Annotated in this window: 20 protein-coding genes; 12 read left to right on the forward strand and 8 right to left on the reverse strand. The window is 61.0% G+C overall.

The genetic code is table 11. From position 1 onward, the window contains the following. Positions 1–125: 125 nt before the first annotated feature. A complete protein-coding gene (locus LPW29_RS08150; protein WP_238627596.1) occupies positions 126–773 on the forward strand; it encodes a peroxiredoxin in 648 nt (215 codons plus the stop codon). 49 nt (positions 774–822) lie between these two features. On the opposite strand, the gene LPW29_RS08155 is transcribed toward LPW29_RS08150, so the two are convergent. From LPW29_RS08155 to LPW29_RS08170, 4 genes are all read right to left on the reverse strand, one after another. Continuing rightward, complete coding sequence (locus LPW29_RS08155; RefSeq protein WP_238627597.1) at positions 823–2,028, reverse strand: cation:proton antiporter; 1,206 nt, start codon at positions 2,026–2,028, stop codon at positions 823–825. Next, positions 2,028–2,222: a hypothetical protein gene (locus LPW29_RS08160; RefSeq protein WP_090253338.1), complete on the reverse strand. Its 195-nt coding sequence runs from the start codon at positions 2,220–2,222 to the stop codon at positions 2,028–2,030. The genes LPW29_RS08155 and LPW29_RS08160 overlap by 1 nt, the downstream gene beginning before the upstream one ends. 44 nt (positions 2,223–2,266) lie before the next feature. Next, the gene (locus LPW29_RS08165; protein WP_090253335.1) at positions 2,267–3,103 is read right to left on the reverse strand and encodes an ion transporter; all 837 of its coding nucleotides are present in this window, start codon (positions 3,101–3,103) and stop codon (positions 2,267–2,269) included. 82 nt (positions 3,104–3,185) lie between these two features. Further along, positions 3,186–4,127: an L-lactate dehydrogenase gene (locus LPW29_RS08170; protein WP_238627598.1), complete on the reverse strand. Its 942-nt coding sequence runs from the start codon at positions 4,125–4,127 to the stop codon at positions 3,186–3,188. 184 nt (positions 4,128–4,311) lie between these two features. Here LPW29_RS08170 and LPW29_RS08175 point away from each other — a divergent pair, with 184 nt between their 5' ends. Further along, positions 4,312–4,737: an FHA domain-containing protein gene (locus LPW29_RS08175; RefSeq protein ID WP_090253330.1), complete on the forward strand. Its 426-nt coding sequence runs from the start codon at positions 4,312–4,314 to the stop codon at positions 4,735–4,737. A gap of 16 nt (positions 4,738–4,753) precedes the next feature. Here LPW29_RS08175 and LPW29_RS08180 read toward each other — a convergent pair whose 3' ends face one another. From LPW29_RS08180 to LPW29_RS08190, 3 genes are read right to left on the reverse strand one after another with little or no spacing between them, the layout of a single operon-like run. Further along, positions 4,754–5,335, reverse strand: a complete 582-nt coding sequence (locus LPW29_RS08180) for a Maf family protein (protein WP_238627599.1) — start codon at positions 5,333–5,335, stop codon at positions 4,754–4,756. After that, entirely contained in the window at positions 5,335–7,158 is a 1,824-nt protein-coding gene (oadA, locus tag LPW29_RS08185) for a sodium-extruding oxaloacetate decarboxylase subunit alpha (RefSeq protein WP_238627600.1), read from the reverse strand. Before oadA ends, LPW29_RS08180 begins: the two co-directional genes overlap by 1 nt. An 18-nt stretch (positions 7,159–7,176) precedes the next feature. Then, positions 7,177–8,595: an acetyl-CoA carboxylase biotin carboxylase subunit gene (locus LPW29_RS08190; RefSeq protein WP_238627601.1), complete on the reverse strand. Its 1,419-nt coding sequence runs from the start codon at positions 8,593–8,595 to the stop codon at positions 7,177–7,179. Positions 8,596–8,859: 264 nt separating this feature from the next. Here LPW29_RS08190 and LPW29_RS08195 point away from each other — a divergent pair, with 264 nt between their 5' ends. The 9 genes from LPW29_RS08195 (at position 8,860) to pgsA (ending at position 16,188) form a co-directional block, all read left to right on the forward strand. Beyond that, entirely contained in the window at positions 8,860–9,399 is a 540-nt protein-coding gene (locus LPW29_RS08195; protein ID WP_238627602.1) for a YceD family protein, read from the forward strand. 61 nt (positions 9,400–9,460) lie between these two features. Then, positions 9,461–9,655, forward strand: coding sequence for a 50S ribosomal protein L32 (rpmF, locus tag LPW29_RS08200; protein WP_063465610.1), 195 nt, complete (start codon positions 9,461–9,463; stop codon positions 9,653–9,655). A gap of 201 nt (positions 9,656–9,856) precedes the next feature. Further along, positions 9,857–10,885 (forward strand): phosphate acyltransferase PlsX, encoded by a 1,029-nt coding sequence (plsX, locus tag LPW29_RS08205; protein ID WP_090253319.1) that lies wholly within the window; start codon positions 9,857–9,859, stop codon positions 10,883–10,885. Next, positions 10,882–11,853: a beta-ketoacyl-ACP synthase III gene (locus LPW29_RS08210; protein ID WP_238627603.1), complete on the forward strand. Its 972-nt coding sequence runs from the start codon at positions 10,882–10,884 to the stop codon at positions 11,851–11,853. The genes plsX and LPW29_RS08210 overlap by 4 nt, the downstream gene beginning before the upstream one ends. 98 nt (positions 11,854–11,951) lie before the next feature. Then, positions 11,952–12,419 (forward strand): CYTH domain-containing protein, encoded by a 468-nt coding sequence (locus LPW29_RS08215; protein ID WP_090253314.1) that lies wholly within the window; start codon positions 11,952–11,954, stop codon positions 12,417–12,419. A 6-nt stretch (positions 12,420–12,425) separates the two neighbouring features. Continuing rightward, complete coding sequence (locus tag LPW29_RS08220; protein ID WP_238627604.1) at positions 12,426–13,136, forward strand: response regulator; 711 nt, start codon at positions 12,426–12,428, stop codon at positions 13,134–13,136. A gap of 12 nt (positions 13,137–13,148) precedes the next feature. Beyond that, on the forward strand, positions 13,149–13,793 hold the full coding sequence (locus tag LPW29_RS08225) for a uracil-DNA glycosylase (RefSeq protein ID WP_238627605.1): 645 nt from the start codon (positions 13,149–13,151) through the stop codon (positions 13,791–13,793). Beyond that, positions 13,783–15,633, forward strand: coding sequence for an excinuclease ABC subunit UvrC (uvrC, locus tag LPW29_RS08230; protein WP_238627606.1), 1,851 nt, complete (start codon positions 13,783–13,785; stop codon positions 15,631–15,633). The genes LPW29_RS08225 and uvrC overlap by 11 nt, the downstream gene beginning before the upstream one ends. Positions 15,634–15,636: 3 nt before the next feature. Then, complete coding sequence (pgsA, locus tag LPW29_RS08235) at positions 15,637–16,188, forward strand: CDP-diacylglycerol--glycerol-3-phosphate 3-phosphatidyltransferase (protein WP_090253306.1); 552 nt, start codon at positions 15,637–15,639, stop codon at positions 16,186–16,188. A 1-nt stretch (position 16,189) separates the two neighbouring features. Here pgsA and aceK read toward each other — a convergent pair whose 3' ends face one another. Beyond that, positions 16,190–17,947, reverse strand: a complete 1,758-nt coding sequence (aceK, locus tag LPW29_RS08240; protein ID WP_238627611.1) for a bifunctional isocitrate dehydrogenase kinase/phosphatase — start codon at positions 17,945–17,947, stop codon at positions 16,190–16,192. A gap of 338 nt (positions 17,948–18,285) precedes the next feature. On the opposite strand from aceK, the gene aceA reads away from it, so the two are divergent. Then, positions 18,286–19,596 (forward strand): isocitrate lyase, encoded by a 1,311-nt coding sequence (aceA, locus tag LPW29_RS08245; RefSeq protein ID WP_090253499.1) that lies wholly within the window; start codon positions 18,286–18,288, stop codon positions 19,594–19,596. Positions 19,597–19,758: the final 162 nt, after the last annotated feature.

Consider the following 19,758-nt stretch of genomic DNA (forward strand, 5'->3'; position numbering starts at 1 on the left):
GCGATAAATCAATTAACTAAGGCTATCTTGCTGGGTGGGAAAAGTCATTGGCCTAAGCATAAGCGTTTCCTTATTATGGGTCGCGAAGGTCACGATCAATCCATAACCCTTCCAAGGAGCTCCCGATGCAAGCCAACGAACAAACCTACGGTCTTCCGCAACTCAACGCCCCGGCCCCGCATTTCAAGGCCCAGACCACCCACGGTGAACGTTCTCTCAATGATTATCGGGGACAGTGGCTGGTGCTGTTCTCCCATCCAGCGGACTTCACGCCCGTGTGCACCACTGAATTCTTCGGCTTTGCTGAACGGGCAGAGGAATTCAAAAAGCGGAATTGCCAATTGCTGGGGTTGTCGATTGACAGCCTGTTTTCTCACCTGGCCTGGACGAAAAACATCCATGAGAAGTTCGGTGTCGAGATTCCTTTCCCGATCATCGAGGATCTCAAGATGGAAGTGGCCAGTGCCTATGGCATGATCCACCCCAATGCCGCCGATACGTCAGCGGTGCGTGCTACCTTCCTGATTGACCCGGAAGGTATCCTTCGCGCCATGGTCTACTACCCCATGAGCAATGGCAGAAGCGTGGACGAGTTCGTGCGACTGCTGGATGCATTGCAAACCTCTGACGAACACGGTGTGGCCACGCCTGAGGCATGGTGCCCCGGTCAGCCCGTCATCGTGCCGCCGCCCAAGACCTCGGAGGGCATGAAGCAGCGCGAAGGTGAAGGTTACGACTACGTGGACTGGTACTTCTCCCGCAAATCCCTGTAGGTCATGACGCCGCCCTTGAGGGGGCGGCGTTTTCCATCAGCGGGGCAACTCAGGAACGCAAGACGCGTCGTACCAGAACCGGTCCAATCAATTCAAAGGTGATGGTCGAAGCGACCACAACCGAGAGGATCGTAGCGCGGAACTCGGGAAATTGCTCGGCTGCCAGCAAGCCCATCCCGATGGCGATGCCGGCCTGAGGTGTGAGTGCCAGGCCAATATGCCGGGGCAGGGTCTGTTGTTGACTTCGGGTCAATATCACTGCCAGATATCCACCAAGAATCCTGCCCACCAGCCGCAGCAGGATATAAGCGATCGTCAGCCCGATGGCATCTCCAACGTTGTACAGATCGATACTTGCACCGGAAAGTACAAAGAAGAACACCAGAAATGGCCATTCGATATGCTGGATCTCCCGGAATGACCGGGTATGGTGGTAGGCCAGATTGGCCACCAGCGTGCCGGCAACCATGGATGCCAGCAGGGCCGACACACCCAGCAAGTCGGAAAAGCCCGCCAGTAAGAGAATCAGCGCGATGGCTTCAACCTGGATGGGCTCTCCCGGACTGAGGCGACCGGTCAGCCAGGAGGCTGGCAGCCCGATCAGGGCACCTAATACGATGGCCCCTCCCAACTCCCATAAGGCGTGCAGTAAGGCCAGCTGGCCGTCATTGCTCAGCGCCCACCCCAGCACCGCCATGCTGATCCCGAATATCAAGATACCCCAGACATCATCAATGGCCACGGTGCCCAGCAAGACCTTGGCCCGCAGTCGTGTATCGCCACTCTCCCTGATTGACTCCGTGACGGCGGCAGGATCTGTTGCCACGGAAATGGCGGCCAAGGAGATGGCAACCACGAGCGGGAATCCCAGCGCCAGCAGACCGACGCCCACCAGGACGCCGCCGCCCACAATCACAAAGAGTGAAATGATCAGAATCAGTGACCCCGTATCCCGCAGCTGATTCAGCTTGAATTCACTACCCAGCAGAAAAGCCACCATGACCAGCGCCAACTGGATCAGGGGTTCACTTGACCCACCCAATAATTCGGCGTCTTGAGCCCCCATCAGCACCTGCTGCACAAAAGCAATACCAACACCCACCATGATCAGGATGGATATCCGTGGAACGCCCACACGGCGTGCCACCGTGTCAGCAAAAATACTGAAGGATAAAATAACGCCCAATAAGAGGATGTTTAATGGGGTTCGAGACACCTCAACGGGCAGCCAACCGGGAAGGGATTCCATCATCATCAAATATCCCGCTGCTTCCAGACATCCTGATTGGCCCGGCGGCGATCCTGGCCGGAGCGGCGGGGGTCCTTTTCCGGCTCGAAACGGAACATTTCACGACGGTCGTGCTGGGCCTTGCGACGTTCGCCCTTGCGTCGCTCCGGACCAGGGTAGGGTTTGGAGGGCGGCGCGGTTTTTTGATCGTCTTCGCTCATGCCGGTGTCCTTTGCAACGGATGGGGGTCTGATCGGGTGGACACTCAGCCCGGGCCCGGTGTGCGATCGCGGGCGATCTCCTTGCGCAGTTCGCCAATCTCCTGACGCAGGGCCTTGAGATCTTCATGGAGCTGGGTGTTCTCGGTGTGGACCACCTCTTCAATGGCGTCGTGCTCGAACTTCTGCTGGTCCTCCTGCATGGACTGCATGGTGTTGACGATGATGGCGATGAAGAGGTTGAGAATGGTGAAGGTGGCAATGAGGATGAAGGGCACGAAGAACACCCAGGCCCAGCTGTATTCTTCCATCACGGGTCGTGCAATGCCCATGGACCAGCTCTCCAGGGTCATGACCTGGAACAGGGTGTACATGGATTGTCCCAGGCTGCCAAACCACTCCGGGAAGCTCTTGCCGAACAGGCCGGTGGCAATGACGGCAAACACATAGAACAACAGCACCAGCAGGCCGAGGATGGACAGGATGCCCGGGATGGCCTTGAGCAGGGCCTCCACGATGAAGCGGAGTTTGGGCATCATGGAGACGAGGCGCAACAGTCGCAGCACCCGCAGCACGGCCATGGGTCCGGAGGTGGGAACAAGGGCGATGCCGACCACCAGGAAGTCAAAGACATTCCAGGGGCGTCGGAAGAACCCCCAGCCCTGGGCAAAGAGCTTGAGCAGGATCTCCACCACAAAGACACCGAGAATGATTCGGTCCGCCGCGATCAGCCAAGGGGCCGCCGGGTGTTCCATGATGGTGGATGAGGTCTCCAGGCCCAGAATGACGGCATTGACCAGGATGAGCGCGATGATCCAGCGCTGGATGCGATCGGATTGTATGAAGGCGCCCACTCGGGCGCGTGGACCGGCCACAACATGCATGTGCGAATTCCTTGGGTAGATCGGTCATTAATGCCCCCTCCCCACAGGGAGGGGCAGGCCCGGACGGGTGGGCCTTACTCTCTCAGTCGATGGACATGCCCTGGAGGCTGTTCCGCAGAACCTGGGAGGAGGCCTGCATGCCCTCGTGCTCCGTCTCGTTGATCAAGGGCGCCACACGGGATTCAATGCCATCCCGGCCAACGATGCAGGGAATGCTCAGGCAGACATCCTCAAGACCGTAGTCCCCTTGCGGATCCACACTGACCGCCAGGACGCTTTTTTGATCCTCCAGGATCACCCGCACCATGTAGGCAATCACGAGGCCAATGGCGGTGTTGGTGTAGCCCTTGCGCGAGATGATATCAAAAGCGGCAGTCTTGACCTGCTGAAATAATCTTTCCATGGCCTGGGGGGCGAACTGCCGCCCATTCACCGTCTGCTCGAACAGGCTCAGTCCCCCCACCTTGGCCGTACTCCAGATGGGCACCTCGGAATCACCGTGCTCACCCAGGATGTAGGCATGAACCGACCGGGGGTTTACGCCGTAGTATTCTCCCAGGGCGGCGCGAAACCGCGAGGTGTCCAGCATGGTGCCGGTACCGATCACGCGGTGGGCCGGTCGTTGTGTGAGGCGCTGCATGACGTAGGTGAGGATATCCACCGGGTTGGTGGCGATCACCAGTACAGCATCGGGGGCGTGACGGTCCAGGTGCGCGGCGATCTCACGGAACACGGCGGCGTTGCGGTTGAGCAGTTCAAGGCGTGATTCGCCTGGTTTCTGGCCGACCCCGGCGGTGATGACGATCACGCCGCAGTCGGTCAGGTCGGCATAGTCGCCAGCGCGGACCATGACCCGTCCCACCAGGGACTGGCCATGCATCAGGTCCATGGCCTCACCCTCGGCGCGTTGCTGATCCCGATCCACCAGGATTAGATCGCCGGCGATCTGTCGTTGAAAGATGGAATAGGCGGCGGCAACACCCACGTTGCCGGTGCCGATGATACCTACGCTGTCTCTGGCCATGGCAAAACCCTCCTGGGGCGGGGCAGACCCGTCAAGGGCCAATGTATCCGCTTTGAAGTGACAATGACTTGTTATGATGAACGATCTTTGCAAAACATCACAAAAAAACAGATCGTTTCAGGTCATAATCCGAGGCTGGTCAGGGTCTGTGCCTCTTCAGGCCTTTCAAGAGGATACGCGGCATATGAAAGCTTCTCCGGATAATGCAGGTGACGATCACGAGGAACGTTCCCCCACGCAGCGGATCAGCGCGGAGAGCATGCGTGCACTGTATGATCTCAACGCCCGTATGATGTTCGGGCTGCATGGCGAGGAACACTGGTTTACAGCAGGTGCTCGCGTGTTTGTGCTGGGGCGCAGCCAGGACTGCGACCTGATGGTGTCGGTGCCCGTGGCGTCACGGCATCATGCCCGGGTGATCTATCGCAAGGGAAAGTTCGTGCTCATTGATCAGAGCACGAATGGTACCTATGTGCGGTTGCAGGGCAATGATGAAATCTGCCTGCTCAACGGGGAGGAGTTGCCGTTGGTGGGGGAGGGGCTGATCAGTCTGGGGCGACCGGCAGCCGAGGATGATACCCACCTGGTGAGTTTTTCTGTGCCCCACTGAGCGGGGGCGCACGGCCCTATACAACCCTGAAACCTGCCCGCTCAAGCAGCGTGCACAGCCGGATCAGCGGAAGTCCCACCAGTGCGGTGGGATCATCTCCCTCCATGGCCTCGAAGAGCGCGATACCCAACCCTTCCGACTTGATGCTGCCAGCGCACTGGTAGGGCTGCTCCTTGCGCAGGTAGTGGTCGATCTGCTCCGGGCTCAGTGCACGAAACCGAACCTTGAAGGGCACCACGTCCACTTGGGCCTCGCCGGTGACCGCATTCAGCAGGCACAGGCCGGTGTGAAAGACCACCGTACGGCCCGAGGCGGCGGTGAGTTGTTCCAGGGCCCGTTGATGATCACCGGGTTTACCCAGTATCCGCCCGTCCAATTCGGCGCACTGATCGGAGCCGATGATGAGATGATCCGGCTTTTGCCTGGCCCCCGCCCGGGCCTTGGCCTCGGCCAGACGAGCCACCATGGCGTTCGGACCCTCCCCCGGCCTCGGTGTCTCATCCACCTGGGGGGAGCAGGTATCGAAGGGTAGGGCCAGGCGCTGCAGCAGCTCACGGCGGAACGGCGAGGTCGAGGCCAGGACAAGTCCGGGGTTCATCAACTGGCCTCGATCTCCACCAGGGCGTCATCGGGGTTGACGCTGTCACCCTTGGCCACATGAATGGCCTTGACCACGCCACCCACCGGCGCCTGGACTTCGGTCTCCATCTTCATGGCCTCCAGGATGAGTACGCCATCACCCGCCTTGACCTCGTCGCCTTCCTTCACCAGCACATCGATGATGGTGCCGGGCATGGAGGTGCTCACGTGGCCGGGCTTGGTGGCCCGGGGGCGACCGCTGCCCCGTGGACCATCGCGCCTGGCGCCGCCGTCACCCTCCAGGGCGAGTTCATCCAGGGTTTCCACGACGATCTCTTCCGGCATGCCGTCCACGGTCACATAGAAGGGGCGCTCGTGGTCCCGCTTGTGGCCGGTGCCGGTGACCTTGATGTGGTAGGTCTCGCCATGCAGAGTGGCCTTGAATTCCACCGGGGCGTTCTTTTCCTCGGCCTTGGCGCCGACGGGTTCGAGGGGTTCGGGCACCAGTTTGCCATCGCGGCGATGTTCCAGATACTCGCGACCCAGGTCCGGGAACATGGCGTAGATCATCACGTCCTCTTCAGACTGGGCCAGGTCACCCACTTGCTCGCGCAAGGTGTCCATTTCGTCCTGCAGCAGGTCGGCGGGGCGGCATTCAATCACCTCCGCATCACCGATGGCCTTGCGACGCACCACCGGGTTCACCTGGCCGGGGGTGCGTCCGTATCGACCTTGCAGGTAACTTTTCACTTCATTGGTGATGGTCTGGTAGCGCTCTTCGGTGAGCACGTTCATCACGGCCTGGGTGCCCACAATCTGGGAGGTGGGCGTGACCAGGGGCGGATAGCCCAGGTCCTCGCGAACCCGGGGGATTTCGGTCATCACCTGGTTGACCTTGTCCAGCGCCCCCTGAGCCTTGAGCTGGCTGACCAGGTTGGAGATCATCCCACCCGGCACCTGGGTGGTCTGCACGCGGGTGTCCACGCCGGTGAACTCACTCTCGAACTGGTGATACTTCTTGCGGATCTCGCGGAAGTAGAAGCCGATCTCCTGCAGGGCCATCAGATCCAGATCGGTGCTGTACTGGCTGTCGTGCAGGGCGGCCACCATGCTCTCGGTGGGCGCGTGGCTGGTTCCACCGGCAAAGGCCGACATGGCGGTGTTGATGTTGGCCGCGCCGTTTTCCACGGCCTTGAGGTGGCACATTTCCGAGAGGCCGGCGGTGGCATGGGTATGCAGGTGGATGGGCACGGCCACCGCATCGGTGAGGGCCGAGACCAGTTCGCCCGTGGCATAGGGGGTGAGCAGGCCGGCCATGTCCTTGATGGCGATGCTGTCGCAGCCCATGTCCACCATCTCCCGGGCCATGGTCACGAACTGCTCCGGGGTGTGCACGGGGCTAGTGGTGTAGCTGATGGCGCCCTGGGCGTGCTTGCCTTCCTTCTTGACCGCCTCGATGGCCACACGCACGTTGCGGGTGTCGTTCATGGCATCGAAGATGCGGAACACGTCCATGCCGTTGTCGGCGCTTTTGGCCACGAAGCCGCGCACCACGTCGTCGGCATAGTGGCGGTAGCCCAGCAGGTTCTGGCCACGCAGCAGCATCTGCAGGCGGGTGTTGGGCAGGGCCTCGCGCAACTGGCGCAGCCGCTCCCATGGATCTTCTTTCAAAAAGCGCAGGCAGGCGTCGAATGTGGCCCCGCCCCAGACTTCCAGGGACCAGAAGCCCACGGCATCCATCTTCTCGCAGATGGGGAGCATGTCCTCCGTGCGCATGCGCGTGGCGATCAGGCTCTGATGGCCGTCTCGCAGGGTCAGGTCGGTGATCGTTACCTTGGACATCAGTGCATTACCTTCTGGTCAGAGACCCTTGTGAGCGGAAATCGCAGCGGCGATCACAGCCGCCAGTTCCCGGGTGGGGCGACGAACGGAGTACTGAGTGAGTTCCGGGTGGGCATCCACATAGCTCGTGTCGAAGCTGCCCTTGCGGAAAGCTTGGCTGTCCAGGATCTCCAGGTGATACGGGATGGTGGTCTTCACGCCGTACACGCCGATATCGTTGAGGGCCCGGCGGGCCCGATGGATGAGGGCGTCCCAGTCCAGCGCCCAGACGATGAGCTTGGCGCACATGGAATCGTAATGGGGCGGAATGTGGTAGCCGGTGTAGATGGCACCATCGGTGCGCACGCCCGGACCGCCGGGGGCGAAATAGCGGGTGATGCGCCCAAAACTGGGCAGAAAGTCATTTTTCGGGTCTTCCGCGTTGATGCGAAACTCCACCGCGAAGCCGCGACAGGTAATCTGATCCTGGCTGTAGCGCAGTGGTTCGCCGGCGGCGACGCGGATCTGCTCCTGCACGATGTCGACACCCGTGATCATCTCGGTCACCGGGTGCTCCACCTGCAGGCGGGTGTTCATCTCCATGAAATAGAAGCTGCCATCGGCATCCATGAGGAATTCCACGGTGCCGGCATTCTCGTAGCCCACGGCCCGGGCGGCGCGTACCGCCAACTCGCCCACATATTCACGCTGCTCGGGGCTGAGTTGGGGGGAGGGGGCGATTTCCACCAACTTTTGATGACGTCGCTGGATGGAGCAGTCCCGCTCGTAGAGGTGGATGACATTGCCGTGACGGTCGGCCAGGATCTGCGCCTCGATGTGGCGCGGATTGACGATGGCCTTTTCCATGAAGATTTCGGTGCTGCCGAAGGCCTTGGTGGCCTCGGAGCGCACGCGCTCATAGTTGCGGCGCAAGCTGGCCTCATCATCACACCGGCGGATGCCGCGGCCGCCGCCTCCATTGGTGGCCTTGAGCATCACCGGGTAGCCGATGTCGCCGGCCAGGCTCACAGCCTCCTCGACGCCGGAGAGGTTGCCCTCACTCCCGGGAACCACCGGCACGCCTGCCTCGATCATGGCCTCGCGGGCGGCCACCTTGTCGCCCATGCGACTGATGACCTTGCTGTCCGGTCCCACGAACTGGATGCCCCGCTCGGCGCAGACGCGGGCAAACTCCGGATTTTCCGAGAGGAAGCCATAGCCCGGGTGAATGGCATCGCAGCCGGCAGTACGGGCCATGTTCACCATGCGGTGAACATTCAGGTAGCCGGAAAGGGAGTCGGGGCCGATGGAATACGACTCGTCGGCCTTTTTCACGTGCAGTCCGTGCCGGTCCGCATCGGTGTAAACAGCCACGGAAGTGATGCCCATCTCCGCGCAGGCGCGGATGATACGAACGGCGATCTCACCGCGGTTGGCGATCAGAAGCTTCTTTATCACGAACAGGTCCCGCGCCTGCGCAGAGGCGATTGATTCATGGGTTGGTGCTTGGCCCGGTCGGGACAGGTTCTGCTGCCCGACCGGGCCTGCGCGCCTTGAAATCACCGACCCCCAACCCAAGCATGTATGAAGAGAGGTGGGCCGTGTACGGCCCGCAGATTGTCATCAAACCGTCAGTATCCGTGAACGCAGCACGGTTTTTCAAGTCGCGGGCGCGAATTCGTTTTGACAGTCCCGCGATAAGCCCTTTAGAATTGCGCGCTTATGTCCGAGACCACCCTTTCTGAGCGGGTCGACCCGTTTCGCCTCGCAGGTCATGCGCGTCCCCTGGACGGCGTGCTGGAGACATCGAACTTGCCGCGTCTTGCCGCGGCGGGCATGTCGCTGGCCGGTCCGGCCCGGGTGTCCCTGCGATTCGGGCGGGAGCGCGGTGGGCAGGTCAAGCTATCTGGCAGTATCCAGGCCGAGCTGCAACTGCAGTGCCAGCGCTGCCTCGGGCCCATGACGTGGCCGGTGGATACCACCTTCGAGGGTGTCGTGCTCGAGGAAGGGCGTTCCATCGAGGAACTGCCGGTAGAGTTTGAACCGGTCATGCTGGAAGAGGGTCTGATCTCCGTCTGGTCGCTGGTGGAGGATGAATTGCTGTTGTCGGTGCCGTCAGTCCCCATGCATGCGGATGACAACTGCCCGGATCAGCCATTGAAGGAATTTTCGCAGGCGGAGGTGGAGACTCTCCGCAAGCAGGAAGACAACCCGTTCGCTGCGCTGGGTGCCCTGAAAGGTCGCCTGGACGACGACGGTTGATTGACACGGCCGCCGGTGGGAAGCCCCGGCGGCATCGAACGCTTTTCATTGGAGAGACATCATGGCTGTTGCACAAGGTCGTACCACCCGTTCCCGTCGCGGTATGCGTCGTTCCCACGACGCCCTTACCGGTCCCACCCTGTCCGTTGAGCCCACCACGGGTGAGCTGCACCGTCGTCACCACATCAGCGCCGACGGTTTTTACCGGGGTCGCCAGGTGATCAAGGCCAAGGATCTGGAAGAAGACGAAGAGTAACACTTAGGTCCCGGGCTGCCCGTGATGCCGATGCATGACCCTGCCAACACCGGTGCCTCACCGGTCAGGGGCGTGGCTCGATATGGTGCCGGCCAGCCCATGAGGCCATTGTCGGCGGACCGGTGGGTCCTCCGCTTTCGACCTCGCGGGATGTTGTATCCCGCGAGGCTTTCCTGTGCAGGTTAAAAAAAGAGTTTGTCCATGAGCGGTCTCTTTACCATCGCACTGGATGCCATGGGGGGCGATCACGGCCCCCATGTGGTTGTTCCGGCGGCACTCAAGGCCTTGGCCGAGTTTTCCGACATCCACCTGATCCTGGTGGGTGACAAGGCGCGGCTCGAGAAGGAACTGTCCGCCGTCGGCAAGGCGCCTTCCGACCGGCTGCGTATTCATCACGCCGCCCAGGTGGTGGGGATGGACGAGCCCCCAACTCAGGCGCTACGCAACAAGAAAGATTCCTCCATGCGGGTGGCCATCAACCTGGTGAAGCACCAGCAGGCCGATGCCTGTGTGAGTGCCGGCAACACCGGCGCCCTGATGGCCACCGCCCGCTATGTACTCAAGACCCTGCCGGGTATTGATCGCCCCGCCATCATCACCGCCATCCCTGCCATCAAGGGCCACACCCACATGCTGGATCTGGGCGCCAATGTGGATTGCTCAGCCAACCATCTATACCAATTTGCCGTGATGGGGTCAGAACTGGCCAGCGCCGTGGACAATGTCAACAATCCCCGGGTGGGGTTGCTGAACATTGGTGAGGAAGATATCAAGGGCAACGATCAGGTGAAGGAGGCGGCCCACATGCTGGAGCAGAGCCACCTGAACTATATCGGCTTTGTGGAAGGCAACGACATCTACTGCGGCGATGTGGATGTGGTGGTATGCGACGGTTTTGTGGGCAACGTGGCGCTCAAGACCAGCGAGGGCGTGGCACGCATGGTGTCACACTACATGCGAGCCGAGTTCAAGCGCGGCCTGTTCAGTCGTCTGGCGGCCCTGGTAGCCATGCCCGTATTGCGCAAATTCCGCAGCCGCATAGACCCCCGGGCCTACAATGGTGCCAGCCTGCTGGGATTGCAGGGCGTGGTCATCAAGAGTCACGGCGGGGCCGACGCAGTGGCCTTTGAAAACGCCATCCGCATTGCTCGCATCGAGGCCCGAAAGCGGGTGCCGCAGCGCATCGACAAGCGGTTGGAAGAACTGCTGAGCGAGGAGTCCGCGACGTGATCTATTCCCGGATAACAGGGACCGGGAGCTATCTTCCGGAAAAGATTCTCACCAACCGCGATCTGGAAAAGATTGTGGAGACCTCGGACGAGTGGATCCGAGAGCGCACCGGCATCGCCCAGCGCCACGTGGTGGCGGACGATGAGACCACCTGCGATCTGGCGGAACAGGCGACCCTGCGCGCCATGGCAATGGCCGGGCGTCGCCCCGAGGATATTGATCTCATCATTGTAGGGACCACCACCCCGGATCAGGTTTTCCCGAGCACGGCCTGCTTGCTGCAGCAGCGGCTGGGCGTACACAACGGCTCCCCGGCCTTCGATATACAGGCGGTATGTACCGGGTTCGTCTATGCCCTGGGCGTGGCAGATCAGTTCATCCGCTCCGGTAGTGCCCGTTGCGCGCTGGTGGTGGGGGCGGAGACCATTTCCCGCATCCTGGACTGGAATGACCGGGGCACCTGTGTGCTCTTTGGTGATGGTGCCGGTGCGGTGGTCCTGGAGGCATCGGACACACCCGGCGTGCTCTCCACGCATCTGCATGCGGACGGACGCTACGAGAGTCTGCTGAGCGTGCCCCGGGGTGTGGGGCGTGGCTACAAGGACATGATCGCTGGTGAGGCGTATCTGCAGATGAAGGGCAACGAGGTCTTCAAGTGGGCGGTGAACACCCTGGGCCGGATCGTCGAGGAAACCCTGGAAAAGCAGGGCCTGGAGCAATCCCGGATAGACTGGCTGATCCCCCATCAGGCCAATATTCGCATTATTCAGGCCACGGCGCGCAAGTTGAAATTGCCCATGGAAAAGGTGGTGGTCACGGTGGAGGAGCACGGCAACACCTCGGCGGCCTCGGTGCCCATGGCCCTGGATGTGGCCGTGCGCGATGGCCGAATCCAGCCCGGGCAACTGGTGCTCATGGAGGCCTTTGGCGGCGGTTTCACCTGGGGTTCGGCGCTGGCCTATCTTTGAGCCTCGCTTGACCTGCAGGGCCAACACCCGCACCGGGGCGGGCCGAATGTCCTGCGATCATGGTAAGGTATGGGTCGTCTGGATCTTTCGGTGGTGCCATGGGACAGGAGATAGAAAAAAAATTCCTCGTTGTTTCAGATGCCTGGAAGAAGCATGTCACCAAGAGTGTGAAGCTTCGGCAGGGCTATCTGTGCGGTAACAAGAGCGCTTCGGTACGGGTGCGTGTATCGGATGAACAGGCGGACCTGAATATCAAGAGCGCCACGCTGGGCGTCCAGCGTCAGGAGTTTGAATATCCCATCCCAGCCACCGATGCCCATGAGTTGCTGGAATCCCTGTGTCATCACCCGTTGATCGAGAAGACCCGGCATTTTGTGCCGGTGGGAGACCATCTGTGGGAGGTGGACGTGTTCGAGGGGGACAACGCCGGTCTTGTGGTGGCTGAAGTGGAACTTGAGCATGCGCAGCAGGAGCCGGAAATCCCTGCCTGGGCCGGGGAGGAAGTCTCCCATGACCCGCGCTATTACAACACGAGTCTGGTGCAGCACCCTTACAAGGACTGGTAGCTCAAGATGTCCGGGAATCACAACGGCGACGGCGAAAGGAACGGCTTGAGTCCGCGTATGGTGGATGTGCTGCTGGTGGATGACCACGAGTTGGTGCGCATTGGCATCCGCGGCTTGCTGGAGTCGCGTGCTGCTCAGGCGGGGATACATGTGGTGGGCGAGGCCGGTTCCGGTGAGGAGGCCCTGGCAAAGTTGCCGCGACTGCGCCCGGACGTGGTGTTGCTGGACCTGAACATGCCCGGCATGGGAGGTCTCGAGACCACCCGTCAGGTACTGGCCCAGTATCCCGGCACCAAGGTGATCGTGCTCACCGTCCAGGACGAAGGGCCTTTTCCCCGCTGGTTGATGGATAGCGGGGCTTCAGGTTATCTCACCAAGGGCTGCCAGGTGGATGAGTTGATCGAGGCCATCCGGCTGGCCATGCGCGGTGACCGGCATATGAGCCCGAAGATCGCCCACCACCTGTCGGGGGGCGAGGGGGTGGAGGAAGCCGATGCCCTGGCTCGCCTGTCTCCCCGGGAGCGGCAGATCCTGGTGCTGTTGGTGAAGGGCTGCAAACAACAAAAGATTGCCAGTGAACTGGGCGTGAATGTGAAGACTGTCAGTACCTACAAGGCCCGTCTGCGGGACAAGCTGGAGTGTTCCAGTGATATCGAGCTGCTGCGCCTGGCCATGGATCATGGCATTACCGCTCCGGATTCTTCCAACGACGCCTGAGGTCTGTTCCCTGTGGTGTCTCGAACCGTCTTTGACCCCCATTGTGTCCGCTGCCCCCGCCTGGCGGGATTTCTCTCCCAGGTGCGTCAGGCGCATCCCGAGTATCATGCCGCGCCCGTTCCCCCTTTTGGTGACCCGGATGCCCGGTTGCTGATTGTCGGGCTGGCGCCGGGCATGCACGGCGCCAATGCCTCGGGGCGCCCCTTCACCGGCGACCATGCGGGCATCCTGCTGTATCGCACCCTGTATGAAACCGGCTTTGGGAGCCAACCCGAATCCTGCTCCCGGGATGATGGGCTCATCCTGCGGGATTGTCGTATCACCAATGCGGTGAAGTGCCTCCCCCCTCAGAACAAGCCTCAGGGGGCGGAGGTCCGCGCCTGTAATGATTATCTGGCGGCGGAAATGGAGACCTTGCCTGCCCCTGCGGTGGTGCTGGCTCTGGGATCCATTGCCCATCAGGCCATCCTTCGGGCTCGGGGCCTGAAACTCAAGGATCATCCCTTCGGTCACGGTTGTATACACGATCTGCCGGGTGGCATCACCCTGGTGGACTCCTATCATTGTAGCCGCTACAACACCCAGACCCGCCGGCTGACGCCCGAGATGTTCCAGGCCGTGTTTGCGGAACTGCGCCAGCGCCTGGATGCCTGCTGATCCCATGGTGACGGATGCGTCCCCACCCGAATTCGGCTTTGATGCCAAGACCTTCCTGGCCAGCCTGACCCGCCAGCCTGGGGTCTACCGGATGCTGGATGAGGAGGGTGTGGTGCTCTACGTGGGCAAGGCCAAGAACCTCAGAAATCGGGTTTCCAGCTATTTTCGCCGGAATGTGCCCAGCCCCCGCATTCGTTCCATGGTGGCGCAGATCCGGGATGTGCAGGTGACGGTGACCACCACCGAGGCCGAGGCCCTGTTGCTGGAGAATAATCTCATCAAGCAGCATCGGCCACGCTACAACGTGCTGCTGCGTGACGATAAGAGCTACCCCTACATATTCCTCTCCCAGCACACCTATCCGCGCCTGACATTTCATCGTGGGGCACGGAAGAAGCCAGGGCGCTATTTTGGTCCTTATCCATCCAGCCCGGCGGTGCGCGACACGCTCAATCTGCTGCAGAAGCTGTTTTTGATCCGGCCCTGCAAGGACAGTTTCTTCGAGAACCGCTCACGCCCTTGCCTGCAGTACCAGATCAAGCGGTGTACCGCCCCCTGCGTGGGGCTGATCGATCCCCTGGCCTATGAGCGTGATGTGAAGCATGCGGTGGACTTTCTGGAAGGTCGCAGCGATCAGGTCATGCGGAATCTGGTGGCTGAGATGGAAGCGGCTTCAGTTCGCCTGGAGTTCGAGCGGGCAGCTCAGGTGCGGGACCAGATTGCCCGCCTGCGGCAGATCTCCGAGCGGCAGTATGTGAGCGGGGAGGGCGGTGATGTGGATATTGTCGCCGCCGCCCTGGAGGGTGGCCAGGTGTGCGTACAGGTTTTTTCCATTCGCGGCGGCTTGAACCTGGGTAACCGGGCGCTATTCCCCAGTCTGCCGGAAGAGACCAGCGCCGAGGCGTTGATGACCGCTTTCCTGGGGCAGTATTACCTGTCTCGGGAGGTGCCGCCCCAGATCATCCTCAGTCATGCCCCGGAGGAGTCGGCCTTGCTGGAGGAAATGCTTACCATGCAGCGGGGTCACAGGGTGAGTCTGGCCTGGAGCGTGCGCGGCGAGCGGGCGCGCTGGCTGGAAATGGCTCAGCGCAATGCGCAGATGTCCCTGGCCACGCGCCTGGCCGGCAAGGCCGGCATGCGTGAGCGCCTGGAGGCCCTGCGGGAGGCCCTGGAATTGGACGAGGTGCCTACGCGCATGGAGTGCTTCGATATCAGTCACTCTCATGGGGAGGCCACTGTGGCCTCCTGCGTGGTCTTCAACCCCGAAGGGCCACTCAAGTCCGATTATCGGCGTTTCAATATTCGCGATATCACCCCCGGGGATGACTATGCGGCCATGTATCAGGCTCTGCATCGGCGCTATACCCGTCTCAAGGAGGGCGAGGCGCGCCTGCCGGATATCCTGTTCATCGATGGCGGCAAGGGGCAGGTGCGCCAGGCACTGGAGGTGCTGGAGGACCTGCAGGTGGCGGAGGTCATGGTGGTGGGCGTGGCCAAGGGCGAGGATCGCCGGCCCGGCCTGGAAACGCTGATATTGAGCGATGAACGCGGCCCGTCTATACTGCCGCCGAGTTCAAAGGCGCTGCACCTGATTCAGCAAATCCGTGACGAAGCGCATCGGTTTGCCATCACAGGACATCGGCAGCAGCGTGCCAAGGCACGCAATACCTCGCCGCTGGAGCAGATTCCCGGCATGGGTCCCAAGCGTCGCCAGCAGTTGCTCAAGCATTTTGGTGGCTTGAAGGCTGTCAGCAGTGCCAGGGTGGAAGAACTCGCCAAGGTGCCCGGCATCAGTCGCAAGCTGGCGCAGCAGATATTCGATTCGCTACACGACGACTGATTCATGACATTGTCCATCCCCAATCTGCTGACCTGGCTGCGGATCGCCCTGATCCCGCTGATCGTGGTCACGTATTACTATCCTCATCCACTCTCAGGGCCGGTGAGCGCCTTTATCTTCGCTCTGGCGGGGGGGACGGACTGGCTGGATGGTTATCTGGCCCGGCGCCTGGAGCAGACGTCCCAGTTCGGTGCCTTTCTCGATCCGGTGGCTGACAAGCTGATGGTGGCCACGGCCCTGGTGTTGCTGGTGGATCATCCGGGCGGCGTGCTGATCACCCTGGCAGCCGTGGTGATTATTGGTCGGGAGATCGCCATCTCCGCCCTGAGGGAGTGGATGGCTCAACTGGGACAGTCCGGCGCGGTGGCGGTCTCCTGGATTGGCAAACTCAAGACCACCGCGCAGATGGTGGCCATTTTCCTGCTGCTCTACGGGCAACCCATTATCGGTCTGCCCAGCATGGGCATCGGCATGATCCTGCTCTATGTGGCCGCCGGTCTGACCTTGTGGTCCATGTTCCACTACCTGCGCGCAGCCATGCGCATCAGCGAGTAGCTCAGGCGGAGGCGGCCTGGGCAACCGGGCGCTGAGCGGGTGACTTGTTGAAGCGGACCGATTGGCGGTAAGGGAAGACATCTCCGTGAATGCCCTTCTTTACGTCTTCCTGACGCGCCTGCCAGTAGCGATAGTCGAACAGGTCGGGGTGCAGCTTGATCAGGGTGCGTCGCACCCTGGGGTCGGTGCTCAGGAAGGTGGGGAATTCCTCGGGGAAGACCTCGTTGGGGCCGGCTGAGTACCAGGCATCGGAACTGAGTTCGTCTTCCGGGAACGGGGATTCGGGGATCTTGCGGAAATGGCATTCGGTGAGATAGCAGATCTCATCGTAATCGTAGAACACCACCTTGCCGCTGTCGGTGACGCCGAAGTTCTTGAACAGCAGGTCGCCGGGGAAGATGTTCACGCCCATCAACTGCTTCACCGCCAGCCCCCATTCGTGCAGGGCGTGACGTGCCTCCTCTTCATTGGCGCTCTGCAGGAAGACGTCCAGCGGTAGCATGCGCTTCTCGATATACAGGTGCTTGATCACCAGCATGCCGTCACTCACCTCCACCTGGGAGCTCACCTCGTCCTGCAGGGCTTCCAGCAGCTGCGGGGAGAACCGTGACAGGGGGAAGGCCACCTCGGAAAATTCCAGGGTATCGGCCATGCGACCCACCCGGTCGTGCATCTTGACCTGCAGGTAACGTCGCTCGATCAATTCGTGGGTGACATCTTTTTGCGGCGGGAAGCGGTCCTTGATCACCTTGAAGACGTAGGGGTAGGAGGGCAGGGTGAACACCATCATCACCAGGCCCGGCGTGCCCTGGGCCAGGCTGAACAGGTCATGGCTGTCGGCCAGGTGGTGGAGAAAGTCCCGATAGAACTCGTTCTTGGCCTGCTTGTGGAAGCCCAGGCTCATGTACAGCTCCGCTACGGCCTTGTTGGGCATCAGGTCCTGCAGGAAGGCCACGGTGGCGGCGGGGACCGGGGTTTTTACGAGGAAGTAGGCTCGGGCAAAGCTGAATACCGCTTCTGCCTCCTCTTCGGTGGTGAGCAGGGCGTCGGCCACCAGGCCGCCATGTTCGTTGTTGGTGAGGGGGACGATGAAGGGGTGGCAGTAACCCTCGTGCACCACGCGGCCAATCAGGTAGGCGGCCTTGTTACGGAAGAAGGGGAACTCCAGTACGTCAATGCGCAGGTCCGACATGGCCTCGGGACCGAATTCCGATCGCTCGATCAGGGCCTCGGTGATGTTGCTCACATCCTGGGAGAGGTCTGCATGGGGCAGGTTGAAATAGAAGGCCGAGAGGATTTCCCATATACAGGTCTCCACGCCGCCGTCACGAGTATGGAAGGATAGATAGCCCCTGTAACGCTCGGCCAGTTCTTGCCGGTTAGCCACTGATTCCAGGAAGATCATGTCATTATTGTAGTACTTACGCTCAAACAGGCGGCAGAACACCGAGTTGTAGAAGGTTTCCGCCAGTTCCGGGCGGGAGTGGTGTTGCAGCAGGTCCATGTAGGAGATCTTGACCAGCTGCCAGAGTTTTTCCTCCAACCCATCGATGCCAAAGGTGGCGCGCACCTTGGCGAGGGTTTCCTGCACGCGTCCGTCGTAGGAGCTGATGCGTTTGACTGACGCGGCTCGTACGGCCTCCCAGTCGGCATGCTCGAAACGTTCCCGGGCACTGCTGGTGATCTCCTGGAAAAACGAGAAGTGGCGTTCAAAACCCGTGAGGATTGAGCGGGCGATCTGCCGCGCGCGGTCATTCATGGTCTGCTGGTTGCCTGTGGTCGCCTGAGCGGTGTGTGCTATCAACATGTCAAATCTACTACAGTATTTACTCTGTTTGTACCAATTGCTATGTTGCATTGCACCAGCAAATGGTTACTATTGAAATTTCTTGCTGGCTTTTGTCTGAGTCTAGACTACGCTTGGCCCCTCCATTCGAAAAGTCGGGTGGAGTCGTCGGGTAAGCAGATGAACGGGTTTCCGGTCTGTGTCACCGAGGCCCACACGAGTCAGTTCGGCCATACGTTGTCCTGTCCGGACCAAGAGACCCCCGCCCGGGAAACGGGCCACAATGATAGAGTGACAGAGGATTAGGCATGATGAACCGAGATGAACAGATCAAGGCGCTCAAGAAGGACTGGGCAGAAAATCCGCGCTGGAAGGACGTGACGCGCGGCTACACTGCTGAGGATGTGGTGCGCCTGCGTGGCTCCGTTCAGCCTGAGCACACCCTGGCCCGCCGTGGCGCCGAGAAGCTGTGGAAGCTGGTCAACGGCGACGCCAAGAAGGGTTACGTGAATTGCCTGGGGGCCTTGACCGGTGGTCAGGCCGTGCAGCAGGCGAAGGCCGGTATCGAGGCCATCTATCTTTCCGGTTGGCAGGTGGCGGCAGACGCCAACACCTCCGAAACCATGTATCCGGACCAGTCCCTGTACGCCTATGACTCGGTGCCCACTGTGGTGCGCCGTATCAACAATGCCTTCAAGCGCGCCGACGAGATCCAGTGGTCCCGTGGCATGAGCCCGGAAGATCCCGAGGGTATCGATTACTTCCTGCCTATCGTGGCCGACGCTGAGGCCGGATTTGGTGGCGTGCTCAACGCGTTTGAGCTGATGAAGAACATGATCACCGCCGGCGCGGCCGGGGTGCATTTTGAGGACCAGCTGGCTGCGGTGAAGAAGTGCGGTCACATGGGTGGCAAGGTGCTGGTGCCCACTCAGGAAGCGGTCCACAAGTTGATTGCTGCTCGTATGGCTTCCGATGTGATGGGTGTGCCCACTCTGCTGCTGGCCCGCACCGATGCCGAAGCGGCCAACCTGCTGACGTCCGATTTTGATGAGAACGATCGTCCGTTCGTCAACGGCGAGCGCACCGCCGAGGGCTTCTACCGGGTGAAGAACGGCCTGGAGCAGGCCATCTCCCGCGGTGTGGCCTACGCCCCCTATGCTGACCTGGTGTGGTGCGAAACCGGCACGCCGGACCTGGGCTTTGCCCGTGAGTTCGCCGAGGCCGTGCGCGCCAAGAACCCGAATCAACTGCTGGCCTACAACTGCTCGCCCTCCTTCAACTGGAAGAAGAACCTGGACGACAAGACCATTTCTCACTTCCAGGAGAAGCTGTCCGAGTACGGTTACAAGTACCAGTTCATCACCCTCGCCGGTATCCACAACATGTGGTACAACATGTTCGATCTGGCCTATGACTATGCCCGCGGCGAGGGCATGAAGCACTACGTGGAGAAGGTGCAGCAGCCTGAGTTCGCAGCGCGCGACAAGGGTTACACCTTTGTGTCTCACCAGCAGGAAGTGGGTGCCGGTTACTTCGACGACATCACCACCGTGATTCAGGGTGGCACCTCTTCGGTGACCGCGCTGAAGGGTTCCACCGAGGAAGATCAGTTCAGCGGCTAAGGCCTGCCTGGGCTGACCCGAACTGAACGGGATCTTCAAGGGCCGCATCAACCGGGAACGGGGGATGCGGCCCTTGTGGTTTGCGGGGCCTGTGTTTCCAGACGAGCCCCTCTCCCCTCAGGGGAGAGGGGTTGGGGTGAGGGGCGAGGGCCGGCACAGTGC

The sequence above is a fragment of the Ectothiorhodospira sp. 9100 genome, assembly GCF_022227565.1.
GTDB lineage: Bacteria > Pseudomonadota > Gammaproteobacteria > Ectothiorhodospirales > Ectothiorhodospiraceae > Ectothiorhodospira > Ectothiorhodospira marina.